This is a genomic window from Paractinoplanes abujensis, from assembly GCF_014204895.1.
GTDB lineage: Bacteria > Actinomycetota > Actinomycetes > Mycobacteriales > Micromonosporaceae > Actinoplanes > Actinoplanes abujensis.
The window spans coordinates 1,898,886-1,921,153 of the sequence record NZ_JACHMF010000001.1 but is presented as its reverse complement, the minus strand read 5'-3'; the positions used below and the strand labels follow the sequence as shown (position 1 = coordinate 1,921,153).

Genomic DNA, 22,268 nt, shown 5'->3' with positions numbered 1-22,268 from the left:
TACGCTGATCGGGTGACCACGGGAGTGAAGCGCCGGGACGCGAACCGCACGCGCCAGCTGTTGCTCGACGCCGCCGGCAACCGTTTCGCCAGTGACGGCTACGCGGCCACGACCGTGCGCGACATCGCCGACGACGCCGGGGTCAACGTCGCCCTGATCAGCCGCTACTTCACCTCGAAAGAGGGCCTGTTCGAGGCCTGCCTGACCAGCGCCGTCGAACAGATGCGGCACACCGCCGGCGGGGCCCGCCTGGACGAGGTCGCCGGGCGCATCGTCGAGCAGCTCACCGGCATCGGCTCCGACACGTTCCCGCGTCACCTCGTGCTCCTGCTGCGCTCCTCCGGCGACGCCCGCGCCGACGAGATCCGCGTCGGCATGCTGCGCACCTTCGCCGAACGCCTGGCCACCCTGGCCGGCTGGGAGGAGGGCGACGACGAGCTGCTGCTGCGGGCCCAGGTGACGATCGCCGCCTCCCTCGGCATCGCGTTGCTGCGCGCCAACACCAGACTCGAGCCGCTCGCCTCGGCCGGCCCGGACGCCCTGCTCAGCCCGATCACCGACCTGATCAACGGCATCCTCGGGACACCCGCACCGTGATCCGCCCTCTCGTGGTCGCGCCCATGGCGGGCGGCCCCTCCACCCCGGCCCTGGTCAACGCGGCGACCGAGGCGGGCGCGACCGGCTTCTTGGCCGCCGGTTACAAGACGCCGCACCAGGTCGAGGAGGAGCTGCGCGCCGTCCACGGGGCGTACGGGCTCAACATCTTCGTGCCCGGCCCGCCACCGCCCTCGATCGACGCGCTCACCGAGTACCGCGCCCTGTTGCAGCCCGAGGCCGACCGCTACGGCATCGACCTGCCACCGTTGCGGCTCGCCGACGACGATCACTTCGCGGCCAAGGTTGAGCTGGCCGTCGCCTACCGCGTTCCGTTCGTCAGCTTCACTTTCGGCGTGCCGCCCCGCGCCGCCGTGGCCGCGCTCCGGACCGGCGGTTCCCAGGTGCTGATCACCGTCACGTCACCGGCGGAGGCGGCCGCCGCGCTCGCCGTCGAGCCGGACGCGCTGATCGTCCAGGGCGGCTCGGCGGGCGGTCACTCCGCCACCTCCGACCCCGCGTCCTTCCGGGGCGACACCCCCACCGCTTCCCTGGTGCGCCGCCTCAGAGCCGACAAACCACTCGTCGCCGCCGGTGGGGTAGCGGACGTCGAGGACGTCGAACAGTTGCTCCGAGCGGGCGCGACGGCAGTCCAGTGCGGCACCGCCTTCCTCCTCGCCGACGAGGCCGGCACCCGCCCCGCCCAGCGCTCCTTCATGCTTTCCGAGCGAGCCCCGGACACCGTCGTGACCAGAGCTTTCACCGGCCAACCGGCCCGAGCCCTGCGTAACCGCTTCACCGACCTCTACTCGTCGGCCGCCCCCATCGGCTACCCAGCGGTGCACCACCTGACCGCCCCGCTGCGGGCCGCCGCCGCCCGGCACAACGACGCCGACGGCCTCAACCTGTGGGCCGGCACCGGTTTCCGCTCCGCCCGCCCCGCCCCGGCGGCCGACCTGATCGCCCGGCTGACACCCGAAAATGTCGCACCCCGCTGATAGACACACCGCCATGGAGATACGCGAGGCGGCACGACGATGGGCGCAGACGTGGCGGACAGGGTGGCCGGCTCAGGACGTCGAGGCCATAGCCCGCCTCCATGCGCCCGACGGCGACTACTACGCCTCGATGTTCCGCCCCTACGCCGGGCGGCACGGCCTGCGGGACTATCTCACCGAGTGCTTCGGCGTGGAGAGCCGACCGGCCGAGGTCTGGTTCGACGAGCCACGTGTCGACGGTGACACGGCGGCCGTGGAGTATTGGGCGGTCACCTATCCCCACGGCGAGCCGCTCACTGTCTCGGGGTGCACTGTCCTCCGGTTCGACGACGCCGGCCTGGTCACCGAGGCCCGCGATTATTCGCACGTCAGGGAAGGCCGATTCAGTAGACGTACGGCCAAGCCGACGACGACCAGCCCAGCAGGTTGATGCCCAGGCGGGCCGCGTCCGAGTCGGTGTAGTAGTGGTAGACCAGCACGTCGGCGTCGGTGTCGCCGAGGACGGCCGGGTGGCCCGGGCCGTGGATGCTGTCGTGACCGGCCAGGATCTCCGTGCCGCCACCGGCCGTCATGGCCACCCCGGCCTGATCCACGTACGGGCCCGTGATGGTCTTCGACCGGCCCACCATGATCCGGTAGGTGCTGGTGGCGCCACGGCAGCAGAAGTCGAACGCGACGAACAGGTAGTAGTAGCCGCCGTGGGCGTAGATGAACGGCGCCTCGACCGACTTGCTGTTGACGAACCGCTCGGCCAGGTTGATCAGGCTGCTGTCGGCGCGCTTGCCGGTGCCCGGGTTCAGCTTGATCAGCTTGATGCCGCTCCAGAACGACCCGAGGCTCAGCCACCACTCGCCGGACGCGGTGACCGTCAGGTTCGGGTCGATGGCGTTCCAGTTGCTCGACGCCGTGCTCTCGATGACCAGGCCCTGGTTGGTCCACGAGCCGGCCGCGCCGGTGGTGCTGGTGGCCAGGAAGATCGCCGACTTGCTGGAGCCGAACGACGAGGCCGAGTAGTACATGACGTAGCGGCCGTTGCGGTACGAGATGTCGGGCGCCCACAGGTTGGCGTCGCCGTTGGTGTACGGGTCGGCCCACGACGTGCCGTTCGGGAAGGCCCGCCCGGCGTCGGCGAACGCGGTCCGGTCGTTCGACGTCTTGAGCGTGATCCCGGCACCGGTCGTGGCCATCAGGTAGCCACCGGTGGGGCGTTTCACGATCGCCGGGTCGTGGGCCCCGGTCGAGCCGGTGACGGTGCCCGGGTTGGGATAGGTGGCGGCGTTCGCCGCGGACATGCCGTGAACGGCGGCGGTGGCGGCCAGCAGCACGGTCGCCCCGGCGAGGAGGAATTTACGCATACCTTTCAGTGGGCCGCGGTGCGGCAGAAGTTGCCCGGCTGATGAAATCTCCGGCATGAACAACGGTGCGGTGTCGGCCGGCCCGGTGCTCGCGGTGGTCCTGGCCGGGCTCGTGGTGGTGGCGGTCACGGTGGCCTGGGCCGGTGGGCTGGGGCTGCGGCGCGACCTGGTGACGGCGTCGCTGCGGGCGGTCGTGCAACTGGCCGCGGTGTCGCTGATCATCACCGCCGTGCTGCGGTCGTGGTGGACGACCGCCGCCTTCATCACGGTCATGCTGGCGGTGGCGGTGTTCACCTCGGCCCGGCGGATCACGACGGTGCGGCTGGGCTGGACGGCGGCGCTGCCGATCGCGGCGGGCGCGGTGCCGCTGGGCGTGGCGGTGGTCGCGGCGGGAACGACACCGCTGGCCCCGGTGGCCGTGCTGCCGCTGGCCGGGATCCTGATCGGCGGGGCCATGACGGCGACGTCCCTGTCGGGGCGGCGGGCGCTCGACGAGCTGCGCGACCGGCACGGCGAGTACGAGGCGGCGCTGGCCCTGGGCTTCCTGCCCCGCGAGGCGGCGCTCGAGGTGTGCCGGCCGACCGCGGCCACGGCGCTGATGCCGGCGCTCGACCAGACCCGTACGGTCGGATTGGTGACGCTGCCGGGGGCGTTCGTCGGGGTGCTGCTGGGCGGCGGCTCCGCTCTGCAGGCCGGGGCCACCCAGCTGCTGGTGCTGATCGCGCTGCTCGCGGTGGAGGCGGTGGCCGTCGCGGTCACGGTCGAGCTGGTCGCCGCCGGCGTGCTGCGGCGCGCCGCTTCCTGGACGTACGGGCCGGCTTCTTGAGCACGGGGTGGCGAAAAGACGGAAACAGGTTCACGATGTGCGGCAACTACTTTCCCCCTGACCCCGTGGGCCGCCTCGATCCCCCGTAGAGGCGGCCCACGGTGGCTTAACGGACTGCTCGCCGCCCCGTAGGTTGATCACGTGAACCTCGAAACCGCCGCCGACGCCGCCGCGCGGGCCTGGCTGGACGCCCTCCGGATGCTGGCCGGCACCCAGCCCGACGGCTACTTCCACGAGACGGCCGCCGGCACCGCCGAATACATGACCGGCGCGCCCTTCGCGACCCTCAACGGCATCACCGCGTTTTCCCGTACGCCGTCGGCCGCCGAGATCTCCGAATGCTCCGACTCGGCCCGGCTGCACCAGGTGCCCTGGACGATCCAGGTGCGCGGTGACGCCGTGGACCCCGAGATCGTGGCCGTCGCGGGCGATCACGGGCTGGCCAAGCGCGAGGCCCGGCCGCTGCTGGTGCGTCCGCTGACTCCGGCCGACGCCGCCGACGTCCCGGCCGCCCGCCGCGTCACCGCCGCCGACAGCCTGCCCTACCGGCGCACGATGGCCGCCGGTTTCGAGGCCCCGGAGCCACTGTTCGCGGTCTTCGCCGACCCGGCCGTCTTCGCCCTGCCGGCCGCGCGCGCCTATCTCGTCGAGGTCGACGGTGTGCCGGTGGCCAGCGCGTTCGGCATCGTCACGGGCGGCCTGGCGGGGGTCTCCAACATCGCGGTACCGCCGCCGTTCCGCCGCAAGGGCTACGGCCGGCTGGCCACCGCGGCCGTGCTGCGCGAGGCCCAGCTGTCCGGCGCCCGGACCGCCTACCTGCACTCGACGCCGGCGGGGATGCCGCTCTATCTCGACATGGGGTTCACGCTGGCCGAGAACTGGTCGGTCTTCGCGGCCAACGACTAGCTGTCCTCGACGGCTGGCGCCTGCTCGGCGCGCGTTGTGGTTGAGGGACGCCGTTGCGCGGGGGTCGACCCGTTACTTGACCAGCGTCAGGCCGGGGCGGCGGGAATCGGGACGGCCGGGGTCGTCACCGGAGCGGCCGCCGGGCGACGCCCCACCCCGGCGGCGGACCAGGCGCACCACGAGAACCCCGAGCAGCACGGCCACGCCGTCCCGCAGCAGCACGTAGCCGGCCTCGGAGAACCCGAGCTCCGTGTCGACGACCTTGTGCAGCACCGCCCCCGACAGCGCCGCCAGCGCCGCGGCCGCGGCCAGCCGGGTCAGGGTCGGGCCGGGCCGGCGGAATCGGTCACCGTGCCCGAGCCAGTAGCCGGGCAGCCACCGGTCGAACAACCACGCGAACAGCACCGCCGGCACCACCTGGGGCACTGCGTGCACGAACGAGGACAGCAGGCCGCCGTCGTGGCCCGGGGCCAGCACGGCCAGCACGGAGAGCGCGATGACGTCGAGGTTGCGGTGGCCGTGGCGTCCCTGCGCGACCAGCCACAGGGCGGCCACCACGGCGGCGGGCCAGACCACGCGTACACCCGCACCGGAGGACGCTGTGGCCAGCCCGGCCACGGTGGCCAGCAGGTAGAGCGCGCCGAAGCCGGCGGTGCGCAGCGCGTATCGGGACAGGCTCATGACGGCACCTCCGGCAGGGGCCTGTCTGATCGGCGCCCGCACGGCCGGCTTGAGCAATCGGCCGCGCCCGCCCGATCAGTCCCGGACGCCCGAACCGCTGTTGACCGGCTCCCGCAGCGGCATCGCGGGCTTGGCCCGGGCCGCGGTCTCGCACTCCTGGCCGACGATGGCGAGGAAGCGGCGCTCCTTGCGGGTGCCCTTGGACGACCACGCGCTGCCGACCCGGCGCCACCAGGAGCGGGCCTCGGGGTTGGCGAACAGGTCCTCGAGGTTGAACCGCAGGGCCTTTTCGTCGAGTTTGCCGATGTGCCAGAGCGTGTTCCAGTGGGCCATCCACAGGCTCATGCCGATGGCGGTCTTGCGCTCGTCGGAGGGCGGCCGGTCGGTGGCGTTGTAGTCGAGCTCCGGATGGTCGAGCATCAGCTTGATCAGCTCGAAGTGGCGCTCGCGGACGTCGACGGCCTGAGCGGTGCGTGCCTGCTGCCACTGCACGACGAGGGCGATCGCGACGGCGAGCAGTGCGGCAATCGACACGACTGTTGGTAGATCGGTCATCATCACTCTCTGTTCCTTGTGCGCCGCTCCGGCCTGGGTCAGGGGGCCGCGTGCGGGAGGGCGCTGACGATCAGGGCGCGTGGTTTCCCGGTAGCTCTCACGTGGACGAATGCGTCGACAACGCAGTCTTCCACCGGCAGTACGTGAGCAGTTGCGATGTATTCCGTACCGGACAGCGTCGTGTTCCAGTCGCTCGCTCGGAGTATTGTCATGGCCGCTGGGATGTGCATGCGCAGGTCACGATGCTTAGGCCTCCGTGCGTAGGACCGATTGTCCATGCGGAAACGATTGCCCATCGGGCCGGGGAACGTACCTTCTGTCGCCGTGACCGCCGATAACGGCGAACACGAAGAACGCCACAATACGGACCGAAGCCGGGCATAAAGGGTGGCTCAACCGCCCGCTCCGAAGCCCCGCCGAGCCCGGCCGTCGTCGTGCCCGCGGTCACCCGGCCGAGCCGCTGCCTCCCTGGCCGGGCCACTCCTGCCGCCGGCTGCCGACCAGTAACACAAAGATCGAAAACCACGCTCCGGACACAGCAGCCCGGACGAAGCCAAGTCCGATTGCCGACAGCGGCGCGGCGGCCACGATGAGCGCGCTCACCGCCACCGGGGTGCGCAGCAATGCGCGCCCCCGGACCGCATCGTGCCGGAAGCCGCCCGAACATTCGCATGTGTACGAGAGTTCCGGGTTTGGCAAGGGCTCCGGACCGGAATGTGCGGCCTGGACCGATCTCCGCACATGGATGTAACAAGGACGTAACGGAGGCTTGACCGAGCCTGACCGCACCAAGCATGTTTGCGTTCACCAATGACTCGTGGGACCTCTCCGCAAAGGACGAACAGCATGCAGACACGTCCTGCGCCGCCCAGTTCCCGCGGCCGCGACCACCGCTCCCCCGTTGTCGGCGTGGTCGCGCAGAACACCACGCTCTACGGTCCGGCCAGCATGGTGCAGGCCATCGGCGACGCCAGCCTCGACGCCGACCTGCCGGTCACGATCGGCCACGTCTCCGGTGACGACGCGGCCGGGGCCTCGCGCCGGCTCGTGCGCCGGCTGACCGGCCAGGGCGTCGCCGGGCTGATCGTGATCGCGCCGGTCGACGCGGCCGCCGACATGCTCCAGGCCGTGCCGGCGGGCCTGCCCGTGGTGACGGTGGACGGCCCACCCGGCTGTCCCGCCCCCGACGTCTCGGTCGACCAGCACGCGGGCGGGGTGCTGGCCACGCGTCACCTGCTGGCCAACGGCCACCGTACGGTCTGGCACGTCGCCGGCCCCGAGCAGTGGCACGGCAGCCGTGCGCGCGAGGCGGGCTGGCGGGCGGCCCTGGCCGAGGCCGGAGTGTCCGCCCCGCCCACCGTGCGCGCCGACTGGTCGGCCGCCTCGGGTTACCGCTGCGGCCGACTGCTGGCCGAGAACCCGGCGTGCACTGCCGTGTTCGCCGCCAACGACGACATCGCGCTCGGTGTGATGCGGGCGATGACCGAGCGCGGCCGCCGCATCCCGGAGGACGTGAGCGTGGTCGGCTTCGACGACGTGCCCGAGGCCGGTTACACGTTCCCCGGCCTCACCACCGTGCGTCAGGAGTTCGCCGACGTAGGGCGGGAGGCGCTGCGCCTGCTCCTCGACCAGCTCGGCTCGGGGCGGCACACCACCGAGTCCGTACGGCTGAAACCGGTCCTCATGCCCCGCGGGACGGTGACGTCCAGGACCACCGCTCCGCGCGATCGACACTGATCACCCCCGTCCGTCAGTTCCCGGCATGGGACCCTTTCTCTTTCCGGTGCTCGCCTTCGTGCTCTGGGAGTTCCCGAGCATGGTGGTCATGTCCGTGCACAAGTTCATCTGCGCCCGCACCGGCGGCAGCTTCGAGGAGCAGTTCGCCGGCGTCTGGCCCTACCGCCTGATCGGCATGTTCACGTTCTGGCCGTTCCTCTTCGTCACCGGCGCCCTCGCCGCCGCGGTGAGCGCCCAGGTGGCCACCGCCGTGATCGCCCTGGAGGCGGTAGCGGTCATCACCCTGCTCATCTGGGCCCGCACCAGCGACAGTGGAGCGTGAGGCCGTCATGCCCACCGACCGGGAACGACGCGAGCAGTTCGCCGCCTGGAACCGCGAGGGGCGCCCCTCCCCCTTCGACAACGTCGGCTGCGGAGGCTGCCTCTGGATTCTGGCCGCCCTGTTCGCCTTCGGCATGCTCATCATCGTCTGCAGCAGCGGCGGCCTCGCCGGCCGCTAGCAGCTCGCCGCCGGCGGCCGATCGGCGGGCGGGAGGACGTCCCGGCCAGGATGGTGCAGCGCAGCGGGCGGAAGAACGTCCGGGTGTCCTCGACCAGCAACTCCGGGACCTCGATGGCCGCGAAGTGGCCGCCGGTGTCGAATTCGGACCGATGCGGGCCGATCACGGCGAGGAACTCCACGACCGACCCGGGCCACCCGGGCAGCAGCACCAGGGGCAAGGCGCCCGGCGCCCCGACCGCAGGAGGCCTTCAGGCCACTTCCCGACCTGAAGGCCCCCGGCTCTCAGAAACCGCGTGCGAGGCGGTAGTACGCCTGGTTCCAGCGCACCTCCTTGGCGAACTCGCGGATGCGCGTGCCGGCGTCGATGACGAGCAGTTCGGTGGCCAGCATCTCGGCCAGGTCGTTCAGTTCCTCCGTGCCCACCGCCGACGACAGGACGGTGTGGTGCGGGCCGCCCGCGGTCAGCCAGGCCTCGGTGGACGTGGAGAAGTCGGGGGCGGGCTTCCACACGGCCCGCGCCACCGGCAGAGCCGGCAGCGGCGACGACGGGGGCACGACCTCGATCTCGTTGGCGACCAGGCGGAACCGTTCGCCCATGTCGGTCAGGCCGACCACCACGGCCGGGCCCGGGGCGGCGTCGAAGACCATCCGTACGGGGTCCTCGCGGCCGCCGATGCCCAGCGGGTGGATCTCCAGGCGGGGCGTGCCGGCGGCGATCGACGGGCACACCTCGAGCATGTGCGCGCCCAGGATGCGCTCGTCGCCCGGGGTCAGGTCGTACGTGTAGTCCTCCATGAACGACGTGCCGCCGGGGGTCATCGCCTTGAGGGTGTGCAGCAGCACCGACGTCTTCCAGTCGCCCTCGCCGCCGAAGCCGTAGCCGTCGGCCATCAGGCGCTGCACCGCGAGCCCGGGCAGTTGCCGCAGCCCGCCCAGGTCCTCGAAGTTGGTGGTGAACGCCTTGAAGCCGCCCGCCTCGAGGAAGGCGCGCAGGCCGAGTTCGATGCGCGCCGCGTACCGCAGCGAGTCGTGCCGTTCGTCCCGCAGCACGTCGGCGATCTCGTACAGGTCGGAGTACTCCCCGACCAGCTTGTCGATCTCGGCGTCGCCGATCTGGTCGACCACCGCCACCAGGTCATTGACCCCGTACGTGTTGACGGACACCCCGAAGCGGAGCTGGGCCTCGACCTTGTCGCCCTCGGTGACCGCGACGTCGCGCATGTTGTCACCGAAGCGGGCCAGCCGCAGCGACCGCATGGCCGCGTAGCCGCGTGCGGCCCGCACCCAGGTGTTGATGCGCGCCGTGACCCGCGGGTCGGTGACGTGCCCGGCCACGGTCTTGCGGGCGACGCCGAGCCGGGCCTCGATGTAACCGAACTCGCGGTCGCCGTGGGCGGCCTGGTTCAGGTTCATGAAGTCCATGTCGATCGTGGCCCAGGGCAGGTCGACGTTGGCCTGGGTGTGCAGGTGCAGCAGGGGGGTGCGCAGCGCGTCGAGCCCGGTGATCCACATCTTGGCCGGCGAGAACGTGTGCATCCAGGCGATGACACCGATGACGCGGTCGTCGTCGTTGGCCTGCCGCACCGTCGTCAGGATGTCGGCCGACGACGTGAGCACCGGCTTCCAGACGAGCTTGACGTCGCTGAGCGCCTGCTGCAATTTGCCCGAGATATCACGCGACTGGGCGGCAACCTGATCAAGGGTTTCGGGTCCGTACAGCCCCTGACTACCGGTCAGGAACCAGACCTCGTGCTCGCTCATTGCTGTCCCTCCATCAGGGGTTGGCCGTAGACGTTCTGGTACCGGTCGAACAAGCGGTCCACGGCGGTTGCGGGCAGCCGGTCCACGGGACCGAGCTGTCGGGCCAGGTGCAGGGTGCGCGCCACGTCCTCGCACATGACCGCGGCCTTGACGGCGGCCTTGGCCGTCGGGCCGATCGTGAAGGGGCCGTGCTGGCGCATCAGCACCGCCGGTGAGCGGGACCCCCGCAGCGTCTCGACGATGCCACGGCCGATGTCGTCCGAGCCGATCAGCGCGAACGGCCCGATCGGGATGTCCCCGCCGAACTCGTCGGCCATCGCGGTGATCGAGCACGGGATCGGCTCGCCCCGCGCGGCCCAGGCGGTGGCGTACGGGCTGTGGGTGTGCACGACACCGTTGACCTCGGGCATGTGCCGGTAGACGTACGCGTGCGAGGCGGTGTCGCTGGACGGGCTGTGCTCGCCCTCGACCAGGTTGCCGTCGAGGTCGCAGACCACCATCGACTTGGGTGTCAGCGCGTCGTACTCGACCCCCGACGGCTTGATGACCAGCAGTTCTTCCCCCGGTACGCGGGCCGAGACGTTGCCGGCCGTCCAGGTGACCAGCCCCCACCGGGTCAGGTGACGGTGCAGGTCGCAGACCTCGGCGCGAATGTCGTCGATGCTCACAGGGCCTCGTTCCGGATGGCGCGCAGCCGGTGCAGGGATTCCGACGTACGTCCGAAGTAGTCGTGCAGTTCGGAGTATTCGGCGTAGAGCTGGTCGTAGACGTCGGCGTCGGCGTCGCGCGGCTGGAAGACAGCGCGCTCGACCTTGCCCATCGCCTCGGCGGCGGTCGCCACGTCCGGGTAGGCCCCGGCCGCCACCGCCGCGTGGATGGCCGAACCCAGCGCGGGCGCCTGTTCCGACGAGGCCACGCTGAACGGCCGCCGCAGCACGTCGGCGTAGATCTGCATCACGAGCGGGTTGCGTTTGAGGCCACCGGCCGCGATCAGTTCGGTCACCGCCACGCCTGACGCCTCGAACGTTTCAACGATCTTCCGGGTCCCGTACGCGGTCGCCTCGACCAGGGCCTTGTAGATCTCGTACGGCCGGGTCGCCAGCGTGAGGCCCGCGATCACGCCGGACAGGTGGTGGTCGACCAGGATCGAGCGGTTGCCGCTCTGCCAGTCCAGCGCGACCAGTCCGTGCGCCCCGGTCGGCTGCTCCGCGGCCAGGCGGGACAGCTCGTCGTGACTCTGCCCGACGCTCTCGGCGTACCACCCGAAGATGTCGCCGACCCCGCTCTGCCCGGCCTCGTAACCGTAGAGCCCGGCCAGGATGCCGCCGTCGACCACGCCGCAGATGCCCGGCACCGCTTTGAGCTCGGCGGCGTTCATGACGTGGCACGTCGAGGTGCCCATGACCAGCAGCATCTGCCCGGGCTGAACCGCACGCGCGGCCGGCGAGGTCACGTGGGCGTCCACGTTGCCGACCGCCACCGCGATGCCTTCGGGCAGGCCCGTCCAGGAGGCCGCCTCCGCGGTCAGGCCGCCGGCCCGCTCCCCCAGCGCCGAGATCGGGTGGGCCAGCCGGGTGTCCGCGAAGTCGGCGAACTCCGGGTTGAGCTCGGCCAGGTAGTCCTTGCTCGGATACTGGCCGTCCTGGTGGATCCCTTTGTAGCCCGCCGTGCAGGCGTTGCGAGTCTCGCGGCCGCCGAGCTGCCAGATGATCCAGTCGGCCGCCTCGATCCAGCGCTCGGTCCGCGCGTAGACCTCCGGGTCCTCCTCGAGCAGCTGCAACGCCTTGGCGAACTGCCACTCCGACGAGATCTTGCCGCCGTACCGGTCGATCCACGGCTCGCCCCGGCGGTGAGCCAGCTCAGTGATCCGGTCCGCCTGCGGTTGCGCCGCATGGTGCTTCCAAAGTTTCACGTACGCGTGCGGTCTGTGCTCGAACTCCGCCGTCTTGCACAGCGGCGTTCCGTCGCTCAGCACGGGCAGCACGGTGCACGCCGTGAAGTCGGTGCCGATCCCGATGACCTCCGACGGGTCGACGCCGGCGGCCGCAACTGCCTCGGGCACCGCCGTACGCAGCACGTCCAGGTAGTCCTGCGGATCCTGCAGGGCCCAGTCGGGCTTGAGTCGCTCGCCGGTGGCGGGCAGGGTCCGCTCGATCACGCCGTGCCGGTATTCGTGCACGGCCGCGCCGACCTCTTCGCCGTCGCTGACCCGGACGACCACGGCCCGGCCGGACAGCGTTCCGTAGTCGACCCCGATGACGTACTGGGGCATCATTTCGCCTTTCTCGTGACGAGCCGCTGCAGGACGATGAAGGCGAACAGCAGGATGCCGACCACGATCCGGGTCCACCACGAGTTCAGGTCGCCCTGGAACGTGATGATCGTCTGGATCAGGCCGAGCACCAGCACGCCGAGCACCGTGCCCAGCACGTATCCGGAGCCACCGGTCAGCAGCACACCGCCGATGACCACCGCCGCGATCGCGTCGAGTTCGAGCCCCTGCCCGTGCAGGCTGTAGCCGGACGAGGTGTAGAAGCTGTAGAGCACGCCGCCCAGCGAGGCGCAGAACCCGCTGAAGGTGTACACGGCGATCCTCGTACGGCCGACGGGAAGTCCCATCAGCAGCGCGGAGTCGGCGTTGCCACCGATGGCGTAGATGTTGCGGCCGAACCGGGTCCAGGCCAGCACGAGCGCCGCGATCACCACGACGATCACGGCGATCACCACGTTGAGCGAGATGAAGACGCCGTCGTCGAACCGGAACCGCTTCTGGGCCATCTGCGTCCAGAAGTCGTTGGTGATCGGGATCGAGTTGCGGTTGATCAGCAGGGACAGGCCGCGGGCCAGGAACATCCCGGCCAGCGTGGCGATGAACGGCTCCACCTTGAAGAAGTGGATGACGCAGCCCATGCCCAGGCCCATCACCGTGCCGATGAGCAGCGCCACCGGCAGCACCACGGCCGCGGACCAGCCGGCCTCGAGCAGCGTCGCGGCGACCGTCGTGGTCAGCGCGATCACCGCGCCCACCGAGAGGTCGATGCCGCCGGTCAGGATCACGTACGTCATGCCGACCGCGACCACCAGCAGGAACGCGTTGTCGACGAAGACGTTGAGGAGGACCTGGGTGTCGCCGAAGCCGTCGTAGTTGTACACGCCGACCGAGTACATGACGATCAGGAGCACAAGCGTGGCCAGGACGGGAATGTGTTTGGTGTTGGCCTTGTAGACCCGCTTGGCCCCGAGCAGCGGCCGGTTGCGCTGCGGCGCCGGCGGGGTGGAGACGTCGATCATGCCGGGACCGTCCTTTTCGCCGAGAACCGCCCGAACACCTTGGCCCGGAACGTCGCCGACTGGGCCAGGCAGAGGATGATCACGACGATCGCCTTGAACAGCAGCGTCGTCTCGACCGGGACGCCCACGCTGACCGCGGTGATGTCGAGCGTGGTGATGATGACCGCGCCGAGCACGCTGCCCGCGATCGAGAACCGTCCGCCGGTCAGCGCCGTGCCGCCGAGGACGACGGCCAGGATCGCGTTGAGCTCGATCAGGTTGCCCGCCGCGTTGCTGTCCGCGCTTGACACGTCCGAGCTGTAGATCAGCCCGGCCACACCGGCGAACGCGGCCGCGAAGACGTACACCATGATGGTGATGCGCCGGGCCCGGATGCCGGCCAGACGGCTCGCGGTGGGGCTGCCCCCGACCGACTCCAGGAGCAGACCCAATGCCGTACGGCGGGTCAGGGCCACGGTGAGCGCGACCGCGGCCGCGGCGATCAGGAAGCTGACCGGCACCGCCAGGAAGTAGCCGGCCCCGATCACCCGGTACGGCTCCGAGCGCACGTTGAGGATCTGCCCGTCGGTGATCAGCTGGGCCACGCCGCGCCCGGCGACCATGAGGATCAGCGTCGCGATGATCGGCTGGATCCCCAGCACGGCGACCAGGAAACCGTTCCACAGCCCGAAGACCAGGCACAGCGCGATCGCCAGCCCGACCACCAGCAGCACCGGGCCCACCGCGTCGGGGTTGCTCAGGTCGCCGATCAGCAGGCAGGCCAGGGCGCCCGAGATCGCCATCACCGAGCCCACCGACAGGTCGATGCCGCCGGTCGAGATGACCAGCGTCATCCCCAGCGCCACCAGCACCAGCGGGGCACTGCGGCGCAGGATGTCGATCAGCGAGCCGTAGAGGTGGCCGTCCTGCAGGGTGATCGTGAAGAAGTTGTTGGAGAAGACCAGGTTGCTGGCCAGCAGCACCACCAGGACGGCGATGGGCCAGAACAGCCGGTGTCTGAGCAGGTTCGTCATGGTGTGGCTCCGCTGGTTCCCGACGCGACCGCTCCGCTCGCGATCGTCTGCATGATCCGGTCCGCGTCGACGTCGTCCGTGTTCGCCAGTTCCTCGACCAGGCGCCGGTCGCGCAACACCTCGATCTTGTGACTGAGCCGGAGCACCTCCTCCAGCTCGGCGCTGACGAACAGCACGGCCATGCCGCCGTCGGCCAGCTGGGCCACCAGCCGCTGGATCTCGGCCTTGGCCCCCACGTCGATGCCGCGGGTGGGCTCGTCGATGATCAGCAGCCGGGGCTCGGTGATCAGCCACCGGGCCAGCAGCACCTTCTGCTGGTTGCCGCCGCTGAGGTTGCGCACCTGGCGCTCGGGGTCGGCCGGGCGGATCTGCAACGCCTTGATGTACTTGTCGACCAGCTCGTCCTGACGGCGGCGCGGGATCGGCCGGGTCCAGCCGCGGGCCGCCTGCAGGGCCAGGATGATGTTCTCCCGTACGGTCAGTTCGCCGATGATGCCCTCGGTGCGCCGGTTCTCGCTGGAGAACGCGATGCCCTTGGTCATGGCGTCACGCGGGCTGTTGAACTTCACGGGCACGCCGTCCACATCGAGCTCGCCGCTGTCGGGGCGGTCGGCGCCGAACAGCAGCCGGGCCAGCTCCGTGCGGCCCGAACCCAGCAGCCCGGCCAGCCCGACGACCTCACCCGCGTGGATCGTCAGGTCGAAAGGCGCGATCGAGCCCGTACGGCCCAGGCCCTTCGCTTCGAGGATCTTCTGCTCGTGGCGGGGCGCCTCCCGGGCCTCCTCCTCGATCTGCTCGAGCGCCTCCAGCTCCTTGCCGATCATCTTGCTGACCAGCTGCATCTGGGGCAGCTCGGCCGTGCGGTACTCACCGATCAGGCGGCCGTTGCGCAGCACCGTCATGCGGTCCGCGATCTCGTAGACCTGATCGAGGAAGTGGCTGACGAAGAGGATGGCGACGTTCTCGTCGCGCAGGCGGCGCATGATCGCGAAAAGCTGCTCGACCTCGCCCGCGTCCAGGCTGGAGGTCGGCTCGTCCAGGATGAGGATCTTCGATCTGGTGTCGACCGCCCGCGCGATCGCCACCATCTGCTGGATCGCCAGGGAGAAGCTGTCGAGCTGGGCGGACACGTCGAGATCGAGGTCGAGCCGGCCCAGCAGTGCGGTTGCCCGCTTGCGCATCTCGGACCAGTGGATGCGGCCGAACGTGCGGGGCTCGCGGCCGATGAAGATGTTCTCCGCCACCGACAGGTTGGGGCAGAGGTTGACCTCCTGGTAGACCGTGCTGATGCCGGCCTGCTGGGCCTGGAGCGGGCCGGTGAACCGGACCTGCTCGCCGGCCAGCTCGATCTCCCCCCCGTCGATGTCGTAGACGCCGGTCAGGACCTTGATCAGCGTGGACTTGCCGGCGCCGTTCTCGCCCATGAGGGCATGGATCTCGCCCGGTAACAGCCGGAAGTCGACGCCGTTCAACGCGACGACGCCGGGGAAGACCTTTCTGATGCCGGTCATCTGCAGGACCATGTGTGCTCCGTTCGATGGTGGGCCGCCGCGTCGCGACGGCCCACCGGGCGGGACTCAGTACTTGCGGTCGGCCAGAACTTCCTTGGCCTGCTCGGGCGTGAAGGTGGTCTCCTCGGTGAGCACCCGCTGCGGGATGGTCTCGCCGTTGTTGACCTTCTTGACCAGGTCCATCAGCTGTGGGCCGAGCAGCGGGCTGCACTCGACGATGAAGTTGATCTTGCCTTCGGACAGGGCGGTCATGCCGTCCTTGACCGCGTCGACCGTGATGATCTTGATGTCGGTGCCGGGCTTCTTGCCGGCCGCCTCGATCGCCTCGATCGCACCCAGACCCATGTCGTCGTTGTGCGCGTAGAGCACATCGATCTTGGGCTGCGACTTGAGGAAGGTCTCCATCACGGCCTTGCCGTCGGTCCGCGTGAACTGGCCGGTCTGCGAGGCCACGATCTTGAACTTGGGGTCGGCCTTGATGACTTCGGCGAAGCCCGACTTGCGGTCGTTGGCCGGCGCGGCGCCCGGCGAGCCCTGCAGCTCGACGATGTTCACCGGGTCGGACTTGCCGTTGTACTCCTTGACCAGCCAGTCGCCGGCCTTCTTGCCCTCCTCGACGAAGTCGGAGCCGATGAAGGACTTGTAGAGCGAGGTGTCCGGGTCGTCGATCGCGCGGTCGGTCAGGATCACCGGGATGCCGGCGTCCTTGGCCTCCTTGAGCACGGTGCTCCAGCCCGACTCGACCACCGGCGAGAAGGCGATGACGTCGACCCGCTGCGTGATGAAGTTGCGGATCGCCTTGATCTGGTTCTCCTGCTTGCCCTGCGCGTCGGAGAACTTCAGGTCGATGCCGGCACTCGCGGCCGACTCCTGGATCGACTTGGTGTTCGCCGTGCGCCAGCCGCTCTCCGCGCCGACCTGCGAGAAGCCGAGGGTGATCTTGTCGTTCCCGCCGCCGCCACTGTTGCCCGAGCCGGCGTCGTCGCCACCGCCGCAACCGGCCACGGCGGACGCGAGCAGCAGCCCGCCGGCCACCGCGATCGAAAGTCTTCTGAGCACTGGATCCTCCACGTCTTCGTGTTAACGTTCACAGGCGCGTAAGCCGGCGCATCGGGGGGTGTCGAGCAGCCGGATCGCGGGTGTCTCATGGGGCTCGTCGTTGCGGCGAGTCGCTGTGACCTCACTCTCAGGACCCGCGTTCCGGAAGTGTTACCGTTCTCAACATCCGAGTCAAGGCCTCGCTGCCGGTTTGTTACCGACTGATTGCCGTTTCCCACAACGCGCAGGAAGACCTGGCCGGGATTGATGGACAAGGCCCGCCGGAACCGTAAACTGTGCGCGCTCACATCGGAGGTCGTCTTTGCCATCGAGAAAGCCCGCCGCCGACGGAGTCGACCGGCCCCGTCTCACCGTCATGCGCGACGTCGCGAAGCTGGCCGGAGTCTCCCACCAGACCGTGTCCCGGGTGCTCAACGACCACCCCAACGTACGGGCGGAAACCCGGGCCCGCGTCCTCGACGCGATGCGCTCGCTCAACTACCGCCGCAACCTGGCCGCCCGCACCCTGGTCACCCGGCAGTCCGACACGCTGGGCATCATCGGTTTCGAGACCACCCTGTTCGGGCCCGCATCCATGCTGCACGGCATCGAGAGCGCGGCCCGCGACGCCGGCTACATGGTCAGCATCGCCTCGGTCCGCGACCTGGAACGCCGCCAAGTGCTCGACGCGGTCGACCGGCTCACCCAGCACTCGGTCGACGGGGTCATCGCGATCGCGCCCAAACAGTCCGTGACCCACGCCCTGGCCCAGGCCCCGCCGTCGCTGCAGTGCGTGGCCGTGGGCGGCGCCGGCGAGTCCGATGCCGCGCCCACCGTGTCGATCGACAACGCGCTGGGCGCCCGCCTCGCCACCCAGCACCTGCTCGACCTGGGCCACGCCACCGTCCACCACGCGGCCGGCCCACCCGACTGGCCCGAATCAGCCGAACGCATCGAAGGCTGGCGCCGCACCCTCTACGCCGCCGGCGCCGTCGTCCCTGCGGTCGGACACGGCTGGTGGGACGCCGAATCAGGTTACGAACAGGGCCACGCCTTGGCCCGCGACCCCGCGGTGACGGCGATCTTCTGCGCCAACGACCGGATCGCCCTGGGCGTGCTGCGCGCACTGCACGAGGCCGGCAAACGCGTGCCCGCCGACGTCAGCGTGGTCGGCTTCGACGACATGCCCGACTCGGGCTTCTTCGTCCCCCCGCTGACCACAGTCCACCAGGACTTCGGCGAACTGGGCCGGCGCAGCCTGGCCCTGCTGCTGGAACACATGACCCACTCCCCCGCAGCCGAGACCTCACCGCCCGACCACGTGCGCGTCGCTCCACAGTTGGTGGTCCGGGCCAGCAGCGGTCCCCGGCCCGGCCGGTAGACCACCCGAAAGCCTGATCGCTTCCGCGTCCGCGACGGCTAGCTTTCATGACATGCCGGTCAGCATCACGTCCTCCGACGACGCCAGCCTCGACAGCCTCGCCCGGTGGCTGGAGGAGGACAGCTACGACATCGTGTGGCGGTCCTCCGGCACGAGGTCCGGGGCGCAGGGCGCCCTCGACATCGTCGATGTCGTCCTCAGCAACTCGACGGCCATCGCCTCGCTGCTCGTCTCGTTCGCCGCCTGGCGCGGCGCCAAGCACCACGAGCAGGAACCCCGGTTCACGTTCCGCCGCGGCGACGTGGAGCTGAGCATCGACAACCCGACCGACGAGGAGATCAAGCGGGTGATCGCGGCGCTGTCCGGCGAGGAGTCGTGAACCTGCCCGACCCGGCACGTTCCCGGGCCGTCCTGATCGGAGCCGCACACTATCGGGCCCTGGAGGACCTGCCCGCGGTGGCGGCCAACCTGACCCGGCTGGCCGCGCTGCTGCGCGATCCCGAGGTGTGGGGACTTCCCGAGGCCAACGTGGCGGTGGTGGCCGAGCCGGACTCGCCCGCCGCGGCCCTGGACGAGATCCGGCGGGCCGCCGCCGGGGCCGACGACACGCTGCTGGTGTACTACGCCGGGCACGGGTTGCTCGACGGAAACGACGACCTGCTGCTGGCCCTGCCGGAGACCGACGTCAGACGGCCGTACACGGCCATCCGCTTCGACGACCTGCGCGTGCAGGTGCGCGGTGCCCACCGGCACTCGGCGAAGGTCATCATCCTCGACTGCTGCTACAGCGCCCGGGCCATCGCCGGCGGCATGGGCCCGGCCGGGACGGACGCCGACGATCTGAAACGACACGCGGCGGTCGACGGCACGTACCTGATGGCCGCGGCCGCCGAGACCAAGGTCGCGGTGGCGCCACCCGGGGAGACCTACACTGCCTTCACCGGTGAACTGATCACCGTGCTGGAGAACGGCATCGAGGGCTCCCCCGACCTGATCAGCGTCGACCAGATCTTCTGGCAGATCCGCGGGGAGCTCGAGGCCAAGGGCCGGCCCCGGCCGGAACAGGGCACTCGCAACGAGGGCGCCACCATCGTGCTCAGCCGCAACCGCGCTCGGCGGCGCCGCGGGCCGGCGGCCGTTCCCGCGCCGGTGGCACCCGTCGGCCTCCCGGCGTCGAACGCCGCGCTGATCGCCGAGGTGCGGCGGCGGCGGAGTGACACCCGCGGCGGCCCTCCCATCGGGGCGCCACAGCGCGGCGACTCCGCGGACGATTTGCTGCGCATGGCCGGAGCGTTCAAGCCCGACCAGGAGGTGGCCGGGCTCGTGGTGCGGCTGGACGACGGCGAGGCGGCGACGGTGCTGGACGGCGCCGCATCCCGCCCGCTGCCCGAGATCCAGGGCATCCTCGACCTGCTGCTGACCATCGAAGCCGACACCAAGGTCGACCTTCTGCTCCGGCGCGTCGCGGCCGGTTCCCCGCAACGCACGGTCGAGCTCGCGGCGGCGCTGGCCGAGACGGACGCGGTCCGCAGCGCCGCGCTGCTGAACTACGCGGTCGCGGTGGCCGCCGGCGGCCGCCCGCACTGGGTGATCGACCTGGTGGCGGGCCTGTCCCGGCGCGGGATGAAGGACGCCGCGGACACCGTCGTGGCCGAGGCGGTGGCACGCCTGCGGGGCGCCGACGCGGCCGAGGTCGCCGACGCGCTGCGCGAGGCGGGCCGCGAGGCAGAGTCGGCCCGGCTCTACGCGGCCGCCCTGCCCGAGATCGCCCGCCGGACCCCGCAGCAGGTCGCCCTCGTCGCCGCCGACTTGATGGACCACCGTTTCACCGACGCCGCGCTGGAGCTGGTGGACCGAGCCGCCCGGGAGAGCAGCACGGCCGCCGCCCGCGCTCAGCTGCTGGGGGCACTGATCGGCGGTCCTGCTCTCGCCACGCTGAGATGGAGTCTGGTTGCGACGCTCGGCGGCAGCCTGGATCGGGCGAGTCTGCTCGAGCTGGCCGATCTGCTCGGCGAACACGGCAGCGACCCGGTCGAGATCTACATCGCGGCCGCCGTCCCCGCGCCGATCACCGCGTTTCTCGACCTGCTGGAGGACATCCTCGACAAGGGCCGGCTGCGCGACGCGTTCCGGCTCGTCGACTGGGCCGCCACCGCCCGCCCGGGCGAGGACCTGGCGGACGTCGCGCTGTGGTTCCCCGCGCCCTACCGGGCGGGTCTGCTGCGGCGGCTGCTGGCCGGCGCGGCGACCGTCCCACCGGCCACGATGGTCACCTTCTATTTGGGGGTACGGGTGACCGACCACGATCTGGCCGAGGCCATCGAGCGTGAATGGGCCGGCCGCTCCCCCGCCGAGCTGCTGGGTCTGGCCGCCGAGCTGGCCCGGCACGGCGAGATCCGCCGGGCCGGGCTGCTGCTACGGGATTCGTTCGACGCCGGCGCGTTCGCCGAGCTGGCCGGAGTGGACGGAGCCACCCTCATCACCGGGTTGCAGGGCGAGCCGGCCCTGGACGGCCTGGTCACCACCCTCGCCGTGCACCAGCTCAAAGCGGGCGGCTCGGCCGACTGGGCCTTGGCCGACCTACCACCGGAGGTGATCGACGGCGTGGCCGGTGCCGTCGACAACCAGGTACTCGCGACGTATCTGATCGCCCGCCCGGCATCGGAGATCGTCACCGTACTGGAGGCCGTGGCCAGGACGGGCAGCACCGCCAAGCTGTCGCGGCTCCTGGGCCGGCTCGCCGGCGGCGGCGTCGACCTCGTGGCCGCGCTCCTGATCGAGATGCACCGCGCCGGCCGGCCCGACCTGCGCCTCGAGTTCGTCGACCGGTTCCGGTCGGTGGCCTCGAAGGCTGACGCCGCCGCGGTTGCCTCCCGCATCCGCCTTGCGGACGTAGAGGACAGCAGCTCAAGCCTCCTGCTCGGCTCGCTGTGGCTGCCTGCGCGGGAGTCGGCCGACCCGGTCGCCATGGCGGTCGCCGACTTCCTGCACGGCGTGAGGCTCCGCGGCGAGGCGTGGCGCTATCCGATCGACGCCGCGGTGCTGCGCGCCGTCGCCGAGGAGGGCCTGCTGGCGCCGGACGAGACCTGCCTGCTGGTCTGGCAGTGGGCGATTCTGCCCCGCCGTGAGCGCATCGTGTTCACCACGACCGAGGCCCGGCCCTGGCGGGGCTCCGCTGTTGCCTACCGGGACATCCGCAACGCGTCGGTGGACCGGGGTGACCTGCGGGTGCTCTCGTCATGGGGACCCGTGACGTGGACCTTGAACTCGGCGTTCCTGGCTCCTGAACTACGCGATGTGCTGCTCGCGCTCCGTGACGTGGTCCGCAAGACCGGCGTCTGACACCCGCTCCTCCAGACTTGCATCGGACCCGCCTCCGGGTGTTATCGTTCACATCGCTTCGGCAATGAAGCTCGTCGATTCACCTGCCTGGAGGTCCGGTGCCCGCGCTCAGCCGCCGCCTGCTGCAGGCCACCGGAGTCACGGCCGCAGCCTCCGCAACCGGGGCCGCCGGGGCCACCCCCACGGCCGGCGGCCGGCGTCCGGGAGCTACCGAGTCCCGAGTTCCGCAGTCACTGCCAGGGCCCTTCCTGACCGCGTGGGCGCAGGCCCGGGCCGTGCCCGGCGACACCGTCCGCCGGGACGAGGCCACCGACATGGTCGCCGAGCTCACCACAGGCCAAGCCGCCAACGGGCCGCCGAACCTCAGGCCGGTGAACGTGACCGGCGCAATGGTAAGCGACATCCCGGACATGTCGACCGCAGACGCGGTCGCCCTGCAGTGGGGCGGCACCGGGACGGCCGACCATTCGTGGGCCGCGCTGGACGCCTTCGAAGGCTATTTCCAACCGCGCAAGACCAACAGCGGAAAGGTGCTCGGCGCGGCAAAGGTGAGCCGCGTTCGAATCGCGCAGGGCGACGACAACGGAACGGCCGGCCACTGGTGGCGACTGCCATGCGGCAACAACGGCTCTTCCGGACCCGATGCGGCAACGGCGGCGGCGTGAGCGGCGACCGGCGCACAGGTCCTGCCCTGGGACGACAACGGCACGAACGATCATCCCCGGCGTTTCTGTAGGGCGGCGGGCGTTCCCCCGGGCGCCCGTCACCCGCGGTGTT

At 70.7% G+C, this 22,268-nt stretch carries 22 protein-coding genes; 12 read left to right on the top strand and 10 right to left on the bottom strand.

What is annotated here, in order from left to right; genetic code table 11:
- Window positions 1–12 precede the first annotated feature (12 nt).
- From BKA14_RS08270 to BKA14_RS08260, 3 genes are read left to right on the top strand one after another with little or no spacing between them, the layout of a single operon-like run.
- Window positions 13–597 carry a TetR/AcrR family transcriptional regulator gene (locus tag BKA14_RS08270; protein WP_239092396.1) on the top strand — a complete coding sequence of 195 codons (585 nt, stop codon included), beginning with the start codon at window positions 13–15 and terminating at the stop codon, window positions 595–597.
- Window positions 594–1,592: a nitronate monooxygenase gene (locus BKA14_RS08265; protein ID WP_239092397.1), complete on the top strand. Its 999-nt coding sequence runs from the start codon at window positions 594–596 to the stop codon at window positions 1,590–1,592. The genes BKA14_RS08270 and BKA14_RS08265 overlap by 4 nt, the downstream gene beginning before the upstream one ends.
- A 13-nt stretch (window positions 1,593–1,605) precedes the next feature.
- Window positions 1,606–2,022, top strand: coding sequence for a nuclear transport factor 2 family protein (locus BKA14_RS08260; RefSeq protein ID WP_184950313.1), 417 nt, complete (start codon window positions 1,606–1,608; stop codon window positions 2,020–2,022).
- Here BKA14_RS08260 and BKA14_RS08255 read toward each other — a convergent pair.
- Window positions 1,976–2,947, bottom strand: coding sequence for an arabinan endo-1,5-alpha-L-arabinosidase (locus tag BKA14_RS08255; RefSeq protein WP_184950312.1), 972 nt, complete (start codon window positions 2,945–2,947; stop codon window positions 1,976–1,978). The genes BKA14_RS08260 and BKA14_RS08255 overlap by 47 nt on opposite strands.
- Before the next feature lie 55 nt (window positions 2,948–3,002).
- Between BKA14_RS08255 and BKA14_RS08250 the strand changes: the two genes are divergently transcribed.
- Window positions 3,003–3,773, top strand: coding sequence for an ABC transporter permease (locus BKA14_RS08250; RefSeq protein ID WP_184950311.1), 771 nt, complete (start codon window positions 3,003–3,005; stop codon window positions 3,771–3,773).
- A 141-nt stretch (window positions 3,774–3,914) separates the two neighbouring features.
- On the top strand, window positions 3,915–4,679 hold the full coding sequence (locus BKA14_RS44965) for a GNAT family N-acetyltransferase (RefSeq protein WP_184950310.1): 765 nt from the start codon (window positions 3,915–3,917) through the stop codon (window positions 4,677–4,679).
- 72 nt (window positions 4,680–4,751) lie between these two features.
- On the opposite strand, the gene BKA14_RS08240 is transcribed toward BKA14_RS44965, so the two are convergent.
- Window positions 4,752–5,360 carry a hypothetical protein gene (locus tag BKA14_RS08240; protein ID WP_184950309.1) on the bottom strand — a complete coding sequence of 203 codons (609 nt, stop codon included), beginning with the start codon at window positions 5,358–5,360 and terminating at the stop codon, window positions 4,752–4,754.
- Window positions 5,361–5,435: 75 nt separating this feature from the next.
- A complete protein-coding gene (locus tag BKA14_RS08235; protein WP_184950308.1) occupies window positions 5,436–5,915 on the bottom strand; it encodes a DUF6082 family protein in 480 nt (159 codons plus the stop codon).
- An 846-nt stretch (window positions 5,916–6,761) separates the two neighbouring features.
- Between BKA14_RS08235 and BKA14_RS08230 the strand changes: the two genes are divergently transcribed.
- From BKA14_RS08230 to BKA14_RS08220, 3 genes are read left to right on the top strand one after another with little or no spacing between them, the layout of a single operon-like run.
- Window positions 6,762–7,652 (top strand): substrate-binding domain-containing protein, encoded by an 891-nt coding sequence (locus BKA14_RS08230; RefSeq protein ID WP_239092398.1) that lies wholly within the window; start codon window positions 6,762–6,764, stop codon window positions 7,650–7,652.
- 25 nt (window positions 7,653–7,677) lie between these two features.
- Window positions 7,678–7,974: a hypothetical protein gene (locus tag BKA14_RS08225; protein WP_184950306.1), complete on the top strand. Its 297-nt coding sequence runs from the start codon at window positions 7,678–7,680 to the stop codon at window positions 7,972–7,974.
- Window positions 7,964–8,152, top strand: coding sequence for a hypothetical protein (locus tag BKA14_RS08220; RefSeq protein WP_184950305.1), 189 nt, complete (start codon window positions 7,964–7,966; stop codon window positions 8,150–8,152). Before BKA14_RS08225 ends, BKA14_RS08220 begins: the two co-directional genes overlap by 11 nt.
- 284 nt (window positions 8,153–8,436) lie before the next feature.
- Here BKA14_RS08220 and araA read toward each other — a convergent pair whose 3' ends face one another.
- From araA to BKA14_RS08185, 7 genes are read right to left on the bottom strand one after another with little or no spacing between them, the layout of a single operon-like run.
- Entirely contained in the window at window positions 8,437–9,915 is a 1,479-nt protein-coding gene (gene araA / locus BKA14_RS08215; RefSeq protein ID WP_184950304.1) for an L-arabinose isomerase, read from the bottom strand.
- Complete coding sequence (locus BKA14_RS08210) at window positions 9,912–10,583, bottom strand: L-ribulose-5-phosphate 4-epimerase (protein WP_203721926.1); 672 nt, start codon at window positions 10,581–10,583, stop codon at window positions 9,912–9,914. Before BKA14_RS08210 ends, araA begins: the two co-directional genes overlap by 4 nt.
- Entirely contained in the window at window positions 10,580–12,190 is a 1,611-nt protein-coding gene (gene araB, locus BKA14_RS08205) for a ribulokinase (RefSeq protein ID WP_184950303.1), read from the bottom strand. The genes BKA14_RS08210 and araB overlap by 4 nt, the downstream gene beginning before the upstream one ends.
- A complete protein-coding gene (yjfF, locus tag BKA14_RS08200; RefSeq protein ID WP_184950302.1) occupies window positions 12,187–13,206 on the bottom strand; it encodes a galactofuranose ABC transporter, permease protein YjfF in 1,020 nt (339 codons plus the stop codon). Before yjfF ends, araB begins: the two co-directional genes overlap by 4 nt.
- Entirely contained in the window at window positions 13,203–14,219 is a 1,017-nt protein-coding gene (locus BKA14_RS08195; RefSeq protein WP_184950301.1) for an ABC transporter permease, read from the bottom strand. Before BKA14_RS08195 ends, yjfF begins: the two co-directional genes overlap by 4 nt.
- Window positions 14,216–15,742, bottom strand: a complete 1,527-nt coding sequence (locus BKA14_RS08190; protein ID WP_203721927.1) for a sugar ABC transporter ATP-binding protein — start codon at window positions 15,740–15,742, stop codon at window positions 14,216–14,218. The genes BKA14_RS08195 and BKA14_RS08190 overlap by 4 nt, the downstream gene beginning before the upstream one ends.
- Window positions 15,743–15,796: 54 nt before the next feature.
- Complete coding sequence (locus tag BKA14_RS08185; RefSeq protein WP_239092399.1) at window positions 15,797–16,801, bottom strand: ABC transporter substrate-binding protein; 1,005 nt, start codon at window positions 16,799–16,801, stop codon at window positions 15,797–15,799.
- Between the two features lie 343 nt (window positions 16,802–17,144).
- Between BKA14_RS08185 and BKA14_RS08180 the strand changes: the two genes are divergently transcribed.
- The 4 genes from BKA14_RS08180 to BKA14_RS08165 all read left to right on the top strand — a co-directional run bounded on the left by BKA14_RS08180 (window position 17,145) and on the right by BKA14_RS08165 (window position 22,156).
- Entirely contained in the window at window positions 17,145–18,149 is a 1,005-nt protein-coding gene (locus BKA14_RS08180) for a LacI family DNA-binding transcriptional regulator (RefSeq protein WP_184950300.1), read from the top strand.
- A 52-nt stretch (window positions 18,150–18,201) separates the two neighbouring features.
- Complete coding sequence (locus BKA14_RS08175) at window positions 18,202–18,528, top strand: effector-associated constant component EACC1 (protein ID WP_184950299.1); 327 nt, start codon at window positions 18,202–18,204, stop codon at window positions 18,526–18,528.
- Window positions 18,525–21,491: a caspase, EACC1-associated type gene (locus BKA14_RS08170; RefSeq protein ID WP_184950298.1), complete on the top strand. Its 2,967-nt coding sequence runs from the start codon at window positions 18,525–18,527 to the stop codon at window positions 21,489–21,491. Before BKA14_RS08175 ends, BKA14_RS08170 begins: the two co-directional genes overlap by 4 nt.
- A gap of 275 nt (window positions 21,492–21,766) precedes the next feature.
- Window positions 21,767–22,156, top strand: a complete 390-nt coding sequence (locus tag BKA14_RS08165) for a ricin-type beta-trefoil lectin domain protein (RefSeq protein WP_184950297.1) — start codon at window positions 21,767–21,769, stop codon at window positions 22,154–22,156.
- Window positions 22,157–22,268 lie beyond the last annotated feature (112 nt).